Consider the following 17,024-nt stretch of genomic DNA (forward strand, 5'->3'; position numbering starts at 1 on the left):
CCGCGTAGGGGAAGGGGAGTTGATGTGGCAGCATCAACTCCCCTTCCCCTACGCGGCGTTACCGCACTACCGCGTTACCGCGCTACCCAGCCCTGCATGCCTCGGCGAACGCTCGGGCGGTGCGGTCGGCCGGGCCGGTCGCGGCGCCCGTGTCACGCCCCAGCCCGAGCACGGCCCGCTCGACGCGGTCCGGGTCCGTGGGGCCGTTCGCCACCGCCATCGACTCGCGGAACTTGGCCCGGATCTCTTCGTTGGTCAGCGGGCGCTCGTCGTGCCCGCGGTTGATGTGTTCCCGGTGGGCGAGCGTGCGGCCGTCCGCGGTGCGGATCTCGACCGCGCCGGAGTACGCGTGCGGGAAGGCGCTGTCCGGGTCCTCCACCACCTCGACGCGGCGGGCGAGTTCGAGGACCTCCGGGTCCGCCAGTGCCTCGTCCGCGAGCTCGGCCAGCGTGAACCTGCCGTGGACCAGCATGGTGGCGACCACGTACGGCAGGCTGAACTTGGCGTCGTACTCGTTGCGGGGCGCGAGCTTGTCCTCGGCCGGCTCGCACACCACCTTGCCCGGCGTCGGGTGGATGGCGCAGCGCACCGAGGCGATGTCCTCGGCGCGCAGTCCGCCGGACTCGCGCAGGACGCGGGCCGCGTCGGCGAAGGCGTGGATGAAGTGGCAGACCGGGTACGGCTTGACGGCCGTCCGCAGCACCTCCCAGCGGTCGCCGAGCGCCTCGGCGACCGCCTCGGGCCGGTGCTCGCGTCCGGCGAGGTGGGTGTTGAGGAGGCCGAAGCGGCCCTCGTAGACGGCGGGCGGGCCGCTCCAGCCTGCGCGGGCGAAGGTGGCCGCTGTGATGCCGCAGCTCGCGGCCCAGCCGGGGTGCAGCCGCTTGGTCCAGGCGCCGTCGGCGAGGAACTCCAGCAGGCCGCCGGTCATCGAGCCCACCACGCCCTGCGCGGTGGCGAGCCCCGCGGCGTCCAGGCCGGCGATGCGCCCGGCCGCGACGGCGCTTCCGAAGGCGCCGGCGACCGCGGTCGGATGCCAGCCGATGTCGTGGAACGCGCCGGCCCCGGCGAGGCCGACCCGGGCGGACACCTCGACGCCGAGGATGTAGGCGGTGAGCAGTTCGGCCTCGTCGGCGCCCGCGGCCACGGCCGCGGACAGGGCGGCCGGGAGGGCCGCGGCCGAGACATGGGTGACGGCCGGGATATTGGTGTCGTCGAAGTCCAGTCCGTGGATGAGGACTCCGTTGAGCACGGCGGCGCCGCGCGCGTCGAGCAGGTCCTTGGTACCGAGGACCGGGATGTCTCCGGACCCCAGGGTGGTCAGGGCCTCGCGGGCGACCTCGGGGAAGGGGTAGGCGGTCGAGGCGAAGGCGAGGCCGATGGAGTCGAGGATCAGATGGCGGGCCCGCTCGAGCACCTCCTCGGGTATGTCGGCGACGGTCGTGCTCGCGGCGAACTCGCCGACCTGCTCGGCGAGGGTGGGGCGGGAATTCTCAGGCAACGCGTCCTCCTTGACGGCGTGGCATGGCGCCTCAAATCTAAAAGTCGGACGTTTTTAGGTCAACCGTCACTGCACCCTCAAGTGAACCTTCAGTGGCTGCTTTTCAGCCGCCGAAGGGACAGACAGCTCAAAGTTCGGACTTTTATGGTGGAGCGGTTCGCAGCAAGCGGTACGGCTGATCCACTGATGGCTTACTCTGGGGCGCACGCCCGCACGGGCGTCACCAGGACGAGAGGGGGCCGCATGCCTGGCAGGGAGACCGTCGACGGGCCGCAATTGAAGGTGCAGCGCGTCCAAGCCGCCTACCGCCAGGTCGCCGACCAGCTGAAGCAGCAGATCATCAGCGGTGCGCTGCCGCCCGGCACCCGGCTGCCCAGCGAGGCGGAGCTGACCCGGATGTTCGGGGCCAGCCGCGGCACGGTCAGGGAGGCCCTCCGGCTGCTCGCCAGCCAGCACCTGGTGGTCACCACGCGAGGGGTGACCGGCGGCAGCTTCGTCTCGACGCCGAGCGCCAGCAGCGTCGCGGAGAACCTGGGCGGTTCGCTCGGACTTCTCGTCAACGCCGAGAACCTGACGGTGGGAAACCTGCTGGAAGGCCGTCTGATCCTGGAGCCGGTGGCCGCGGGACTCGCCGCCGAACGCTCCGACCGTGATGCCCTGGAGACACTGCGAGCGGCCGCTGCCAGCACCGCCGACCTCGCCCCGGCCCGCGGCTTCACCGTCCACTGGGACTTCCACGCCGCTCTGGTCTCGGCCACCGGCAACCCGCTTCTCACGCTCATGTGCCGGCCCATCAACGAGGTCCTGAGCGGCCGCCTGCACCGCGACCGCGTCGCGCGCGAGCAGTGGGACGAGGTGGACGACGACCATGTCACGATCCTGCGCGCCGTCGAGGACGGCGACGCGGCCGCGGCCGAACGCCTCACCCGTGAACACCTGATGCGCCTGCGCCACCTGTACGAACAGATGGAAGCGCCGGCGCCGGAAAGGTCCTAAACCGCCAGGGCGACAGCCAGCGCCACGACGATCAGTCCGCTCGCCACGCCGACGAGCACGAGGCGCAGCGCGGCGCCCTGCGAACCGTCGACGCGGTCGCACTCACAGGCAGACCCGCCATGCCCGAGGACGGGCGAGTCGAGCCAGTACGGGTCCGTCAGTTCAGCCGTCTCGCTAGCGCGCGCCGTATCACTCCTGCCGGGGAAACGAGCCTGCACCGCGCGCGGATTCAGCCCTGCCTGAACCGTTACGACACTGTGCGCGGCGCAGGGCTCACCGTGGAATCCGTCGTCCGCGCCGGGCGGATGCCCGGCCCACGGCCAGACCCGCCTCTCAGCAAATGCGTGGCAGTTGCTCCCCCAGCGGCATGTCCACGATGCGTCGCGAGCCGACGAGCGTACGCAAGGTCACCTTGCCCGGCAGGTCCTCGACCGCCTCCCCGATACGGGTGGCCAGGCGGCCCTCCGGCAGCCTTCGCAACGCCTCCAGCGCCGCCTCGGCCGACCCTCGCGCCACGAAGGCGACGAAGCACCCCTCGTTCGCGACGATGAGCGGGTCGAGGCCCAGAAGATCGCAGGCGGCGCTCACTTCGGGCGGCACGGGCAGGGCGCTCTCCTCGATCTCGACGCCGACCCCGGCGTCCCGGGCGATCTCGTTCAGCACGGCGGCGACCCCTCCACGGGTCGGATCCCGCAGCACGTGGACATCGAGGCCGAAGGGGGCAAGCGCGGCAACGAGCCGGTGGAGCGGCCGCGTGTCGGAGGCGACGGCGGTTTCGAAGCCGAAGCCCTCACGGGTGGAGAGCACCGCCGTACCGTGCAGCCCGATGGGTCCCGAGACGAGGATGTGGTCTCCGGCCCCGGCGCGGGCGGCGGACGGTTCCAGGCCGGGGATCCGGCGGCCGATGCCGGTGGTCGTGAGGAAGAGGCGGTCGGCCGCGCCGCGTCCGACGACCTTGGTGTCACCGGTGATCACCGGGACACCGGCCTCGCGCGCCGCCTTCCCCGCAGACTGCAGGGCGGCGCGCAGTGCGGCGAGCGGGAGCCCCTCCTCGGCGATGGCCGCGAGGGCGAGGGCGACCGGCAGGGCCCCGCGCATGGCGAGGTCGTTGACGGTGCCGTGGACGGCGAGCGAGCCGATGTCACCGCCGGGGAAGACCAGGGGATCGACCACGAATCCGTCGGTGGACAGCACCAGCCGACTGTCTCCGGGCAGCAGCGCCGCGTCCTCCAGCACGCCGTCGGGCGGGGCGCCGAGCGCGGGCAGGACGACCTCGTCGAGGAGTTCGGCGGTCAGTCGCCCGCCCGCGCCGTGGCCCAGCATCAGGATCTCCTCCTCGTGGTGCGGCGTGGGGCAGGCCGGGGTCATGGTGCGCTCCTCGTGGTGGACTCGGCCCGGGTGCGGCCGGCGGTGTGGAAGGCGGCACACGTGCCCTCCGCGGACACCATCGGGGCGCCGAGCGGAGTGCGGGGTGTGCATCGGGTGCCGTACGCGGGGCAGTCGGTGGGCAGCGCTGCGCCGGTCAGGACGGCGCCCGCGATACAGGCGGGGTCCTCGACGGGGCGCAGATCCGCGACGTCGAAGCGCCTGGCCGCGTCGAACCGGGCGTAGGACGCGGCGAGTTCGAGTCCGCTGTCCGGCAGGGTGCCGATGCCGCGCCAGGCGCGGTCGGTGATGCGGAAGACGCGGGAGATCGCCTGCCGGGCCTCGGTGTTTCCGTCGCGCCGCACGGCGCGCGCGTACTGGTTCTCGACGACGTACCGCTCGCTCTCCAGCTGTCGTACGGCCATGAGGATGCCCTCCAGCAGGTCGAGCGGCTCGAATCCGGTGACCACGACGGGGACCCGGTAGTGGTCGGCGATCGGTTCGTACGCGCGCCAGCCCATGACCGCGCAGACGTGCCCGGCGGCCAGGAAGGCCTGCACCTCGCAGTCGGGGTCGTCGAGCAGCGCGGTCATCGCGGGCGGTACGAGGACGTGGCTGACCAGCAGGGAGAAGTTGGGCAGCCCGAGCCGCGCCGCTTGGAGGACCGCCATGGCGTTGGCCGGGGCGGTCGTCTCGAACCCGACGGCGAGGAACACCACCTCTCTGTCCGGGAGTTCGGCGGCGAGGCGGACCGCCTCCATGGGGCTGTAGACGACACGGATGTCCGCTCCTCTTGCCCGCAGCGACAGCAGGTCCGTCGTCGAACCGGGCACCCTCAGCATGTCGCCGAAGCTGGTGAACAGGACTCCGGGGCGGGCGGCGATCGACATGGCCCGGTCCAGGGTCTCCAGCGGGGTGACACAGACGGGGCAGCCGGGACCGTGGATCATGCGGATGCCCGCGGGCAGCAGTTCGTCGATGCCCTGGCGGACGAGGGTGTGCGTCTGCCCGCCGCACACTTCCATGATCCGCCAGGGCCGGGTGGCGGTGGCCGCCAGGTCGGCGAGGAGGTGCCGGGCCAGGACGGGATCACGGTATTCGTCGAGGTACTTCATCGCCGCTTCGGGGCCGAGTCGGTGAAGTTCATGCGAAGGTCCACCACGCCTTCGAGCAGCCCCTGCGCTGTGACGACCTGGAGCCGCCTGATCCGGCGCGGAACCATTCCTCGGGCGGCGTCGCTGACGATGTGCGGGCTGTCGGTCACGGGAACCTCCTACGGTGCGGGGTCGCGGTCGACGGTGAGGTCGAGGAAGTGGGTGGAGCAGGAAATGCACGGGTCGTGGTTGCGGATCGCGCGCTCGCACAGGTGCGTCAACTCCGCGTCGTCGCAGCGGGTTCGCACGAGCGCGTCCTCGGCGATGCGGCGCAGGTCCTCCTCGATCGCCCCCTGGTTCTGGGCCGTGGGCGGGACGAGGCGGGCATCGGTGACGGTCCCCTCCGCGTCGAGCGCATAGCGGTGATAGAGGAGCCCGCGGGGTGCCTCGGTGGCTCCGTGGCCGACGCCCGCGCGGGGCGGCACCTCGACGTACGGGCGAGGGGGCGTCTCGTAGGTGTCGATGATGCGCAGGGCCTCCTCGACGGCGTACACGACCTCGACGGCTCGCACGAGGATGCTGCGGAACGGGTTGCGGCACACGGCGCCCTCGCGCGGGTCGCCGAGTCCGGCCTCCCGCGCCGCTTCCAGCGCGGTGGGCGACAGGAGTCGGCCGTTGATCGCGTACCGCGCGAGGGAGCCGGTGAGGTGGCGTCGGCCGCGAAGCGTGGCGTGCAGGGCCGTGGAGTACGGGACCTGGGTCTCGACGACCTCACGGGTGAAGTCGGCGAGCGCGAACTGCCGGGTGTCGGTCGTGCCCGCCTGCAGAGCGGTGGGCGCACCCGCGTCGATGGCGTACCGGTCCGGCTCGGACAGGGCCAGGAAGTCGTGCGGGCTGTCGGCGTCGGGGAAGTCGAACCCCGCCACCCACCGCACCGTCGCCCACGCGTCGTCGAGAGCCCGGCACAACTGCTCGGCGAGCGGCAGCAGTTCGGCCCTGGTCGGCGCGCGGTAGAAGCCGCCGACACGGACGTTGACGGGGTGGATCGCCCGGCCGCCGAGCAGGTCGAGCAGGGCGTTTCCAGCCTGCTTGAGGCGCAGTCCGCGCTCGACCTCGGTGCGGTGGGTGCGGGCGAGATCGACGGCGCCGTCACGACCCAGGAAGTCGGGGGCGTGCAGGAGGTAGATGTGCAGCGTCTGGCTCTCGATCCACTCCCCGCAGTACAGCAGCCGCCGCAACTCCTTTATTTCGTCCGTCACATGAATGCCGCAGGCGTGCTCGATCGCCGCGCAGGCGCTCAGCTGGTAGGCGACCGGGCAGATTCCGCACACGCGGGCGGTGATGTCGGGCGGTTCGGTGTGAGCGCGGCCGCGGAGGAACGCCTCGAAGAAGCGCGGCGGCTCGTAGATCCGCAGCCGGGCCGAGGTGACGGCGCCGCCGTGCACGGTGAGATGCAGGGCGCCTTCGCCCTCCACGCGGGCGAGGGAACCGACGTGCAGCACGCGGGTGCCGCGATGGGTCACGGCCGTACCCCCTTGTCCCGGGTGTCGTATCCGGCGAACGCGGCGGCGTTGAAGGTGCGCAGCAGCCGCTCGGTGTCCCGGTCGTCGAGGCCGTCGCGTTGCAGCACCGGGATGAGGGCGGGCAGGTTCACCGACCCGGACGGGCCGAAGCAGCCGTAGCAGCCACGCCCGTACGCGGGGCAGATCGCGCCGCATCCCGCGTGGGTGACGGGACCCAGGCAGGGTGTGCCGTGGGCGACGGTGACACAGACCGTGCCGCGCCGCTTGCACTCGAAGCACACGCTGTGGTTCGGGACGTCCGGCTTCCGGTGGGCGAGGAACGCCGTGACGACCTCGACGAGCTGGCGCCGGTCGATGGGGCAACCGCGCAGTTCGAAGTCGACGTCGACATGGGCGGAGACCGGGGTGGAGTCGGTCAGGGTGTCGATGTAGTCGGGGCGCGCGTAGACGGTCCGCCGGAACTGCTCCACGTCGGCGAAGTTGCGCAGTGCCTGGATGCCGCCCGCCGTCGCGCAGGCCCCGATGGTGACGAGGTGGCGGGAGGCCGCGCGGATGTCGCGGATGCGGGTGGCGTCGGCGGCCGTGGTGATCGAGCCCTCGACGAGGGTGAGGTCGTACGGGCCTGCCAGCACCTCGCTGGACGCCTCCAGGAAGTGGGCGATCCGCACCTTCCCGGCGAGCGCGAGGAGTTCGTCCTCGCAGTCCAGGAGAGTGAGCTGGCAGCCGTCGCAGGAGGCCAGCTTGAACACGGCGAGCGTCGGGGCCTCGGCCATCGTCATCACAACTCCCGTACAGCCATGAGGGTTTCGGCCCGGTCGTAGCGGAGCACGGGCCCGTCGCGGCAGAGCAGCACCGGGCCGAGCTGACAGTGCCCGCAGTGGGCTGTCGCGCAGCGCATGTTCCGTTCCAGGGAGACCCGGATGCGTTCGGGCGGCACGCCCCGGTGGACCAGGTCGCGGGCGGTGGCTCTGATCATCGGCTCGGGCCCGCACACGAACGCCGCCGTGCGCGGCGGGTCGAAGTGCGCCCCGTCCAGGAGCCGCGTGACCAGGCCGATCTCGCCGCGCCAGGTGGCGTCGGGGTGGTCGACGGTGACTCCTGTGTACGCGACGGCCCACGTGCCGGTCTCCGTGCGGTAGACGAGATCGGACGGGGTGCGGGCGCCGATGAGCACGTTGGTCCGTCCGTACGCCCCCGGCTCGCGCACGGCATGCCGGATCAGCGGCCGCAGCGGCGCGATTCCGATCCCGCCGGCGACCACCACGAGGTCCCGGCCGTGCGCCTTCTCGATGTCCCAGCCGACGCCGAAGGGGCCGCGCAGCCCGACGACGTCGCCGACCCGCATGCCGCACAGCGCTCTCGACACGGCGCCGACCGCGCGGATCGTGTGGACGAGGCCGCCCCCGGTCCTGGCGATCGCGCTGACGGAGACCGGGATCTCGCCCACCCCGAACGCGTACACCATGGCGAACTGCCCCGGAGCGAACGGAGGGAGGGGCGCGTCCGTCGGGTCCAGGCGGAGCGTGACCGTGTCCCGTGTCTCGTCCTGGCGCTCGACCACGCGGTACGGGACGGGCGCGGCGCTCATCGTGGCGGGCCGGTGCCGTACGGAACGTACAGGTCGAGAGCGGCGGTGCCGGTGCGGATGTTCCAGAGCCGGCGGGAGCCGGAGAGTTCCTGGAGCATTCGGCGAGTCGTCGTTGCGGTCATCGCGCGGCCTCCTCTGCCAGGGCCTTGACTTCCTCGGTGATGTCGATGCCGACGGGGCACCAGGTGATGCAGCGCCCGCAGCCCACACATCCGGTGGAGTCGAACTGGTCGTACCACGTGGAGAGTTTGTGGGTGAGCCACTGCCGGTAGCGGCTGCGCGGTGTCGCCCGGACCGGGCCGTCGTGGATCCGGGAGAAGTCGAGGTCGAAGCAGGAGTCCCAGCGCTGCCACCGCTCCGCGTGGTCCCCCGTGAGGTCGGTGACGTCCTCCGTGGTGGTGCAGAAGCAGGTGGGGCAGACCATGGTGCAGTTGCCGCAGGTCAGACAGCGCGCGGCAACGTCGTCCCAGCGTTCGGCGGCCGGGCTCGCGCCGAGCAGTGCCCGCAGGTCGACCGGGGGCATCGACCGGCCCATCCGGTCACGGGCGGCGTCGACGGCGGAGCGGGCGGCCTCGACCGACGTCATGTCCCCCCGGGTGTACGGCACGTGGATCAGGATCCGCGCGCCGTCCGTACTGCCGACGCGCACGAGGAAGCGGTGGCGGCGGGCGTCCACGAGTTCGGTCAGGGCGAGGTCGAACCCGGCGTCGGCACCGGGGCCGCTCCCCATCGACACACAGAAGCACGTCTCGCCGGGCTCGGTACACTCGACGGCCACCAGGAACGCCTTCCTGCGCCGCGCCGCGTAACCGTCGTCCTTGAAGTACCCACCGGCCAGGACCCTGTCCTGGATGGCGATGGCCCGCAGATCGCAGGGGCGGACTCCGAGGAAGGCGTAGGCGGTCTGGTCCGGCGGGGACGGGCGCACGGTCAGCCGGCCGCTGTCCGGGTCGCGGTCCGCCTCCCACTGCTTCTCGCGCTGCGGATGCAGGAAGGACTTCCAGGACTGCGGTCCCGAGGTGTGCGCGAAGGCCGCTCCGTCGTCCCGGCGCACCAACCGGTAACGCCCCGCGTCCAGTTCGGTCCCCCAGCCCCACGGCAGCGCCTCGGCCCCGTCGAGTTCGGCGAGCACCACGGCGCCGTCGCGCACGGTCGGCCCGACGACCGTGCGTCCGTCGGCGGCCAGGGCCGCGATGAGGGCGTCGAGTCCCTGCCGGTCCAGGATTGCCGTGGCTCCGGTGGGGAGAACCGGTGTGGCTTCGCTGGGCTCCATGGCCGCCTCCCGGGTCGGATGTCCGGTCCGTCCTCCACGTTCGGCCTGCCGGGGCTTCATGGGTATGGGCCGAGCGGCCCTGATCCGGCCGCCGTGCACGGGCCGGCCGGAACCGGGTCAGCGCAGGCGGCGCAGATACGGGTCCCTGGCCCGGGCCGGTGTCAGGCGCACCCGTGCGTCGAGGACCGTCACACCGTCGGCCCTGGCGAGGAGCGGGTTGAGGTCGGCCTCGGCCAGCTGGGGCAGATGGCTCGCCATCGTGGACAGGCGCAGGAGGAACCGTTCCAGCCCCTCCAGGTCGACCGGACCCTCCCCGCCGTGCCCGAAGAGCAGGGGGGCACAGCGCGGGGCGGTGATCAGGTCGTGCACGTCGTGGTCGGTGAGCGGTGCCAGGCGGGCCGCGTGGTCGGCGAGGACGTCGGTCGCGGTGCCGCCGAGTCCGAACAGGACCAGCGGGCCGAACACGGCGTCCTGCACGACCCCGGCGAACAGTTCAGTGCCGCGCGCGGCCAGCGGCTGCACCACCACGCCGGTCATGAGTCCGGCGAACCGGGTCTCCAGGTCCCGCCAGGCCGCGCGGACCTGGGTGTCGCCGCGCAGGTCGAGGTGGAGGGCGTGCTCCCGGGTCTTGTGCAGCAGTCCTGGCCAGTACGCCTTGAGGACGACCAGGCCGCCGGGGCCCTTGACGCGTTCGGCCGCGAGGACCGCGTCGTCCTCCGTCTCGGCCCAGGCCCAGGGCAGTTGCGGGATGCCGTAGCAGCCGAGGAGTTCGGCGCAGGTGCGCGGGTCGAGCCAGCCGCCCTCCTCGTGCGCCGCGAGGTACTGCTGGACGACGGTCTCGGCACGGGCCCGGTCGGTGTCGGCGATCTCGGGGACCGTGCCGGGCGGCCGGGCCAGCCACCGGGCGCGGGTCACCGCGTGCGCGAGGGCGCGGGCCGCGGACTGCGGGTCCGCGTATGCGGGGACGTGCCCTTCGCCAGCCGGCAGCAGCCGTACGGAGACGCCCTGATCGAGCAGGACCGCGGCGGTCGTCCGGGCACCGGGGTCCGGCGGCGCCCCCGGGCCGCGGGCCAGCGAGCGGACGAGATCGTCCCCTGTCGCCGCGGCGACGGCGGTCGGCACCAGGGCCACGAGGACGGCGTCGACGGCGCCGCTGGCGGTGAGCCTGTCGAGGCAGGCACGCAGTTGGTCCTCGGAGACGGACGCGGTGCAGTCGACGGGGTTGGCGGCCGTGGCACCCGGCGGCAGGGTCGCCAGCAGCTCTCCGACGAGTGCGGAGGGCAGCTCCGGCAGGGCGAGCCCCGCCTCGGCACAGGCGTCCGCGGCGAGCACCCCGGCGCCGCCCGCGTTGGTGACGACGGCGACCCGGCTCCCGTTCGGCAGCGGCTGGGTGTGCAACAGGGCGGCGGTGTCGTGGAGTTCACGGACGGTCCGGGTCGCGGTGATCCCGGCCTGCGTGAACAGGGCCTGGCGCGTCATGGTGCGGGTGGCCGCCGCGGCCGTGTGCGAGGCGGCGGCCCGCCGGCCGGCCTCGGTGCGTCCCGCGTCGACGGTCAGCACCGGCATCCGTCGGGTGACGCGGCGCGCGGTACGGGAGAACGCGCGCGGGTTGCCGAAGGACTCCAGGTGCAACAGCGCCAGGTCGGTACGGCCGTCGCTCTCCCACCACTGCAGGAGGTCGTTGCCGCTGACGTCGTACTTGTCGCCGAGCGACACGAAGCTGGAGACGCCGATACCGAGCCGGTCCAGGCCGCTCAGGAGGGCGATGCCGACCCCTCCGGACTGCACGGCGACCCCGGCGGTGCCGGGGCGCGGAGGTGCGGCGGCGAAGGTGGCGTCGAGGCCGAGCCCCGGCTCGGTGTTGGCAAGCCCCAGGCAGTTGGGGCCGACACACCGCATACCGTGGGTTCGGCAGGTCGCCAGCAAAGTGGCGGCCCGGGCGGCGTCGAGACCGGCGGTGACCACCACCAGGGACCGCACGCCGGCCTTGCCGCACTCCTCGGCGACGGTGCAGACCTCATCGGCGGGCACGGCCACGACGGCAAGGTCCGGGGGCGCGGGCAGAGCGGCCACTGACGGGCTCGCATGCACTCCGAGAACGGCGGCGGCCCGGGGATGGACCACGTAGACGCGTCCCGTGTATCCGCCGGAGCACAGGTTGCGCAGGATCGCCCTGCCGACCGAGCCGGGCTTACGGCCCGCGCCGATCACCGCCACCGATCGCGGCCGCAGCAGGGGGACGAGGCTGGCCACGTCCGCGGCGCGCCCGCGCTCCTCAACCTTCGACAAGTAACCGCCGTCCTGGGCGAGTTGCACGGTGCAGTGCACCTCGGGTCCGTCGAAGCGGCGGGCCGTGCGCAGGCCCAGGTCGGCGAAGACCTTCAGCACCTCGTGGTTCTCCGAGAGGGCGTCCGCGGTGAACGCGGTGATGCCTTCCTCGCGCGCGGCGGCGGCCAGGTGTTCCAGCAGCAGCGTGCCGATGCCCCGGTGGTGCCACTCGTCCGAGACCGCCAGCGCGATCTCGGCGAGGTCCCCGCCCGCGGTCCGCTCGTACTCGGCGACGCCCACCAGTTGTTCGTGCACTTCGGCGAGCAGCCCCTGGTGGCCGGGGGGACGCAGAGGCGCGCACATGCGGTCCGCCGCCGTCCGCGCCGAGTTCCGACTCAGGCCGAAGAAGCGCAGCCGCAGGTTGTGGTCCGACATCTCCTCGTACAGTCCCTGCACGGCGTCGTGGTCCGAGCCTCGAGCCGGGCGGATCCGGACGGTCGTCCCGTCCGCGAGCAGTGCGTGCGTGTCCCCCACGGCTTCTCCTCTGTCCGGCGGGGACCGGCGCGGAGTCGGCCACCGGTCACTTGCAGGGTCCGGCGCCCGTGCCCCGCTCCCCAGGTGCCGGGCGGGCACCGCCGTTGGGCCGTCCGGCCCTTGCCGTCGTGCCGTCCGGCTCGGCGGCGGGCAGCGCCTCGCCGAGTTCGCCCTCGACCGCGCCGCCCATGGCGCGCAGTACGTCGAGGGTGCGCCGCGCCTCGGCCTCGTCGACGGTGGTGATGGCGAAGCCGACGTGCACGATGACGTAGGTGTCCGTGCCGGCTTCCGGCGTGTACGTCAGGCACACCTCGCGGCGCACCCCGCCGAAGTCGACGGTCGCCATGGGCAGTCCGTCGCTGTCGTGGACTTCCTTGATCTGTCCGGGGATCCCCAGGCACATGACGGGCGCTCACTCCTTCGTCCTTGCGAGGCGGGCGGCGGCGACGGCCGCCTGCCCGTAGCTGATGCCGCCGTCCCCGACCGGCACGTCCTTGCCCACGAGGACCCGCAGCCCCTGGGCGCGCAGCAGGCGTCGTACGTCGGCGAGGAGCCGCTGGTTGACGAAGCAGCCGCCGGCCAGACAGACCGTGCGCGGGAGGCCCGATTCGACGGCTCTGCCGACGAGTTCGGCGGTGACCTCGACGAGGGTGGTGTGGAAGGCGGCGGCCAGGTCGGGCACGCTCGCGCCGCCCGCGCGGCCGGCCAGCAGGTCGACGAGCGTGGGCGCGGAGTCGTACACCCACAGCCCCTGGGCCCGGACAAGACGGTGGGCGAGCGGTGCTGCGCGGTGTCGGCCCGCGGCCGCCTCCAGGGCGACGGCGGCCTCGCCCTCGTACGTCACGCTGTCGACGAGGCCGAGGAGGCTCGCGGCCGCGTCGAAGAGGCGGCCCGCACTGGAGGCCCGCGGGCAGTTGAACCGGCGCTCGACCATGGCGCGCACGGTGGCGACGGCGTCCGGCGGGAGGTGCGCGGTGAAGGAGCGGATCAACTCCGGTGCGGGGCCCGGCGATCCGAGTGGTTCGGCGCCGTGCAGCTGTCCCAGAGCGGTCCGCCAGGGGTGTCGTACGGCCGCGTCGCCGCCGGGCAGGGGCGCGGTCGCGAAGCGGCCCACGCGCCGGTACGAGACGAGGTCGGCGACCATGATCTCGCCGCCCCACAGCGTTCCGTCGTCCCCGAGGCCGAGCCCGTCGTAGGCGACTCCGGTGAACGGCCGGGTCAGTCCGTGTTCGGCCGCGCAGGCCGCGAGATGCGCGTGGTGGTGCTGCACCGGGAAGAGCGGCAGCGCCCTGGCCCGCGCCCACTGCGTGGACAGATAACCGGGGTGCGGGTCGTGGGCGACGGCTTCGGGGGCGACGCCCGTCAGCGCGCTCAGGTCGCGGTACGAGGTCTCGAAGGCGTCGTACGTTGCGCGGCTCGCCAAGTCGCCGATGTGCGCGGAGATGTGGGCCCGGTCGCCTTCGGCGAGCGTGAAGGTGTGCTTGAGCTGGGCGCCCGCTCCCAGCAACGGGATCGGGGCCCTCCGGGGCAGCCGCAGCGGAGCCGGGGCGAGGCCCCTCGCCCGGCGCACCGTGATGACGCCGCGCCCCGCCACCGCGACCACCGAGTCGTCGTAGCGGGCGCGCACGGGCCTGTCGTGGCCGAGGAAGCCGTCGGCGATCGCGCCGAGGGACCGGCGTGCCGCCCGGTCGTCCACGGCGATGGGTGCCTCGGCGCCATTTCCGCTGGTGACGACGAGCGGCCCCGCGCACGCGCGCAGCAGGAGGTGGTGCAGTCCTGTGGTGGGCAGGAACAGGCCGATCCGGTCCGTGCCCGGGTGGACGGCCGCCGGGAGGCGGTGGCCTCCGGTGGGCAGCAGCACCACCGGCCGGACCGGCGACGTGAGCGCCGCGCGGGCGGTCGCGCCGACGCGGGCCAGGCGCCGGGCCTCGTCGAGGTCGCGCACCATGACGGCGAGGGGTTTGACCGGACGGTGCTTGCGGCGCCGCAGGGTCGCGAGGGCCGCCGCGTCCGTGGCGTCGCACACCAGCTGGTAGCCGCCGATCCCCTTCACCGCGACGATGCCGCCCGCGCGCACCGCCTCGACCGCCGCCCGCAGCGCCTTCTCGCCGCGGAGCCCCTCCCAGGACAGGGTGGGCCCGCAGTCGTGGCAGGCGATCGGCTCGGCGTGGAAGCGCCGGTCCGCGGGGTCCGTGTACTGGGCCGCGCAGGCATCGCACATCGGGAAGCGGCGCATCGTCGTGCGGACGCGGTCGTAGGGCAGGGTCTCGATGATCGTGGCGCGCGGGCCGCAGTCGGTGCAGTTGATGAACGGATAGCGGTGCCGCCGGTCCTTGGGGTCGAACAGCTCTCCCAGGCACGCCGCGCAGATCGCCGCGTCGGGCGGGATCTCGCGCGGGGCGAGGTGCGCACCGCCCGGCCCCCCGCTGGCGAGCACGGCGAACCCGCTGCCCGGTTCGGGGGCGCCGGCTGCCCCTTCGGACATCCGGACCGAGCGGACACGGGCCAGCGGCGGCGCCGCGTGCGCCAGCCGGTGTGCGAACTCGTCGACGGCGCCTGCCGGACCGGCGACCGTACCCGCGACGTGGCCGTCCGTGTTGGCGACCCAGCCGTCGAGGCCGAGGGCCGTCGCGGTGCGGTGCACGAACGGCCGGAAACCCACGCCCTGAACGATGCCCACGGCCTGAAATTCCCGCACGATGCGGCGCATGGGCTCACCCCCGGGCGGCGGCGTCGCGGTGCCGGACGATCTCGTCCTCGACCGAGGCGGCGAGCGGACCGACCACTGCCGCCACGGCCCCCGACATGTGCGTGCCGAGCGAACTGTCGCCTCCCTCGACCGCGTACACGACGAGGCGCCCCGGCAACCGGCCCAGCACACGGGCGAGTTCGACGGCCTCGCCGAGCCCCAGTCCGTGCGAGCTGGTCGTGGGCGGATGGTTCAGCCGTTCGGCGTCGAGCTCGATCCGGTGCACCCGGCCGGGCTGTGCGGGGTGGGCGTGCGCGGCGTCGACGACGACCACCAGGTCCGCCCCCTCCCACAGGCCGAGCAGCCGGCCCGGATCGCCGTCGCACGTGGCGAGCACCGTGCCCGCCGGCAGCGGCCGCCGCACGGCGTGCTCACGCAGGCGCTCCACGACGGCCCAGCCCACGGCGTCGTCGCACCGGAACTCGTTGCCCACCCCGATCACCGCGATACGGGTCGCTTCGGCCGCGTCGGACCGCCTCATCGACCTCACTCCCTCTGTGCTGCCGGCCTGCTGGTTCGGACGTGCACGCCGCTCACGCGATGCTGAGGATCTCGCTCACCGGGCGGCGCGGAGTGACCGGCCCCGACGGCCCGTAGCCGAGCCGCAGGAGCATCTGGATGTGCCCGGTCGTCGACAGCGGATCACGGGCGAGGCTGCGCAGATCCGGCCATTCGAGCGGGTGTGAGGTGAGCGAGGTCGCCAGGCCGTTCAGGGTGGCGACGAGCAGGACCCTCTCCATCGCCTGGCCCGCCCGCAGCCAGTCCGTCGGCCGGTCCCCCGCCGTCCCCAACAGGGCGAGATGCGGTACGCGTTCGAACGTGGTGGTGCCGCGGTCGGCGACCGCGTGCCGGCCGGCGAAGTCCCGGACCGACGCGCCGCCCTGGCGCTTCCTCGGCCCGAAGGCGTACTCGGGAACACCCTCGGTGGACGCGTCGGCCTCCGGCCCGATCCGGGTCCACCGTTCGATGTCGTCCAGGCGTCCGCGGTCGTCCCGGTCCCGCCCCTCCGCGTCGTGGACGAGTTCCTGCAGCATCTCTGTGTGCCACGGCCCGGGAAAGAGCAGCTGGGACTGTTCCGTAAGGGCGGCTTCGACGAGCGCGTCCCGTACCTTCTGCGGGATCTCGGTCTCGGCGAACGGCCAACGGCTGGTGTGTCGTTGGTGAACCGCGGGATACAGCTCCGCCAGGGATTCGACGTCGTCTGCCGCGGCGGGTTCCCCGAAGTGGACCGTGGCCATCAGCAGGGGCTCCGCCGGGTCGGGCAGAAGCCGTACGCCGGGATTCCGGCCGGCGTGGGCGGCGGACACCCGCAGATTGAACAGGGCGGCCCCGCAGCCGATGTGCAGCGCACGGTGATCGGGGTCGGCCGTCGGCATGGCACGGGCGGGATCGGCGATGATCCGCAGCGTCCGGTCGTCGGGCACGAAGTGGAAGCGCCAGGGCTGTGCGTTGTGCATCGAGGGGGCCGTGACGGCGTCCCGGACGAGCGCGGTGAGGACCGTGGGATCCAGCGATGGTGCCGGCATGACTCCTCCTGAGCGATGGCTCGTTTCCGCCACTCACGGGCCCGGCGACTCGACACGCTCACGGGGCCCGGTCGGCCCACTGCTGCCACGGAGCCCGGAGCGCGCAGGGCGGATGTGAGCGGACTCCGCCTCGCCTGTGCCCTTCGCCCATGGTGCGCATCAGCGCCGCACACCGGAATGGGCCGGACGTCCCCTGCGGGGATGCCGATCGGGCCCTGCTCACCGGCACCGGCCCGGTGGCAGCGTGAGGACGGCGGGCCCCGCACGCGGGCCCGGCAGTAAGGAGGCGGGAGCGGTGGAGCGAGAGATGATCGTGGGGATCGACGGCTCGGACCCGAGCCTGCAGGCGCTGGACTGGGCGGTCGACGAGGCCGCCCTGCGGAACGCGGAGCTGCGCGTCGTGTACGCCTCGCGCTGGGAGCGCTACGAGGCCGTCCAGCCGTCGTCCGGACTCACCAGGGGCAACCTGCGCCGGCACGCCGAACACCTCGTGGCGCAGGCGCTGGAGCGGGCCCGGCAGCGCGCCCCGGGGGTACGGCTCGCCAGTGACATCGCGGAGAAGGACCCGGTGTCCGCGCTCGTGGATGCTTCGCGCGAGGCGAGTGCGGTG

Annotated in this window: 16 protein-coding genes; 2 read left to right on the forward strand and 14 right to left on the reverse strand. The window is 73.3% G+C overall.

Annotation, left to right across the window (positions count from 1 at the left end; genetic code table 11):
- Positions 1-82 precede the first annotated feature (82 nt).
- Positions 83-1,498, reverse strand: a complete 1,416-nt coding sequence (locus ACY34M_RS38710; protein WP_462722992.1) for an MmgE/PrpD family protein — start codon at positions 1,496-1,498, stop codon at positions 83-85.
- Positions 1,499-1,741: 243 nt separating this feature from the next.
- Between ACY34M_RS38710 and ACY34M_RS38715 the strand changes: the two genes are divergently transcribed.
- Positions 1,742-2,494, forward strand: a complete 753-nt coding sequence (locus tag ACY34M_RS38715) for a FadR/GntR family transcriptional regulator (RefSeq protein ID WP_462722991.1) — start codon at positions 1,742-1,744, stop codon at positions 2,492-2,494.
- A gap of 333 nt (positions 2,495-2,827) precedes the next feature.
- On the opposite strand, the gene hypE is transcribed toward ACY34M_RS38715, so the two are convergent.
- The 13 genes from hypE to ACY34M_RS38780 all read right to left on the reverse strand — a co-directional run bounded on the left by hypE (position 2,828) and on the right by ACY34M_RS38780 (position 16,414).
- A complete protein-coding gene (gene hypE, locus ACY34M_RS38720) occupies positions 2,828-3,862 on the reverse strand; it encodes a hydrogenase expression/formation protein HypE (protein ID WP_462722989.1) in 1,035 nt (344 codons plus the stop codon).
- Positions 3,859-4,974 carry a hydrogenase formation protein HypD gene (gene hypD / locus ACY34M_RS38725; protein ID WP_462722988.1) on the reverse strand — a complete coding sequence of 372 codons (1,116 nt, stop codon included), beginning with the start codon at positions 4,972-4,974 and terminating at the stop codon, positions 3,859-3,861. The genes hypE and hypD overlap by 4 nt, the downstream gene beginning before the upstream one ends.
- Positions 4,971-5,123 (reverse strand): hypothetical protein, encoded by a 153-nt coding sequence (locus ACY34M_RS38730; RefSeq protein WP_462722987.1) that lies wholly within the window; start codon positions 5,121-5,123, stop codon positions 4,971-4,973. The genes hypD and ACY34M_RS38730 overlap by 4 nt, the downstream gene beginning before the upstream one ends.
- 9 nt (positions 5,124-5,132) lie before the next feature.
- Positions 5,133-6,476: a Ni/Fe hydrogenase subunit alpha gene (locus tag ACY34M_RS38735; RefSeq protein WP_462722986.1), complete on the reverse strand. Its 1,344-nt coding sequence runs from the start codon at positions 6,474-6,476 to the stop codon at positions 5,133-5,135.
- The gene (locus ACY34M_RS38740; protein ID WP_462722985.1) at positions 6,473-7,255 is read right to left on the reverse strand and encodes an NADH-quinone oxidoreductase subunit B family protein; all 783 of its coding nucleotides are present in this window, start codon (positions 7,253-7,255) and stop codon (positions 6,473-6,475) included. The genes ACY34M_RS38735 and ACY34M_RS38740 overlap by 4 nt, the downstream gene beginning before the upstream one ends.
- Complete coding sequence (locus ACY34M_RS38745; RefSeq protein ID WP_462722984.1) at positions 7,255-8,064, reverse strand: FAD/NAD(P)-binding protein; 810 nt, start codon at positions 8,062-8,064, stop codon at positions 7,255-7,257. Before ACY34M_RS38745 ends, ACY34M_RS38740 begins: the two co-directional genes overlap by 1 nt.
- A complete protein-coding gene (locus ACY34M_RS38750) occupies positions 8,061-8,186 on the reverse strand; it encodes a hypothetical protein (RefSeq protein WP_462722983.1) in 126 nt (41 codons plus the stop codon). Before ACY34M_RS38750 ends, ACY34M_RS38745 begins: the two co-directional genes overlap by 4 nt.
- The gene (locus ACY34M_RS38755; RefSeq protein WP_462722982.1) at positions 8,183-9,337 is read right to left on the reverse strand and encodes a 4Fe-4S dicluster domain-containing protein; all 1,155 of its coding nucleotides are present in this window, start codon (positions 9,335-9,337) and stop codon (positions 8,183-8,185) included. The genes ACY34M_RS38750 and ACY34M_RS38755 overlap by 4 nt, the downstream gene beginning before the upstream one ends.
- A gap of 117 nt (positions 9,338-9,454) precedes the next feature.
- Positions 9,455-12,139, reverse strand: coding sequence for a bifunctional acetate--CoA ligase family protein/GNAT family N-acetyltransferase (locus ACY34M_RS38760; protein WP_462722981.1), 2,685 nt, complete (start codon positions 12,137-12,139; stop codon positions 9,455-9,457).
- A gap of 46 nt (positions 12,140-12,185) precedes the next feature.
- A complete protein-coding gene (locus tag ACY34M_RS38765; RefSeq protein ID WP_462722980.1) occupies positions 12,186-12,542 on the reverse strand; it encodes a HypC/HybG/HupF family hydrogenase formation chaperone in 357 nt (118 codons plus the stop codon).
- A gap of 9 nt (positions 12,543-12,551) precedes the next feature.
- Positions 12,552-14,849: a carbamoyltransferase HypF gene (gene hypF, locus ACY34M_RS38770; RefSeq protein WP_462722979.1), complete on the reverse strand. Its 2,298-nt coding sequence runs from the start codon at positions 14,847-14,849 to the stop codon at positions 12,552-12,554.
- 4 nt (positions 14,850-14,853) lie between these two features.
- Positions 14,854-15,369, reverse strand: coding sequence for a hydrogenase maturation protease (locus ACY34M_RS38775; RefSeq protein ID WP_462722978.1), 516 nt, complete (start codon positions 15,367-15,369; stop codon positions 14,854-14,856).
- Between the two features lie 52 nt (positions 15,370-15,421).
- Complete coding sequence (locus ACY34M_RS38780) at positions 15,422-16,414, reverse strand: Acg family FMN-binding oxidoreductase (protein WP_462722977.1); 993 nt, start codon at positions 16,412-16,414, stop codon at positions 15,422-15,424.
- Positions 16,415-16,709: 295 nt separating this feature from the next.
- On the opposite strand from ACY34M_RS38780, the gene ACY34M_RS38785 reads away from it, so the two are divergent.
- Positions 16,710-17,024 (forward strand): universal stress protein (locus tag ACY34M_RS38785; RefSeq protein WP_462722976.1); only part of this gene is annotated, 315 nt, incomplete at its 3' end.

Source organism: Streptomyces sp. EDA2-14, assembly GCF_054963755.1.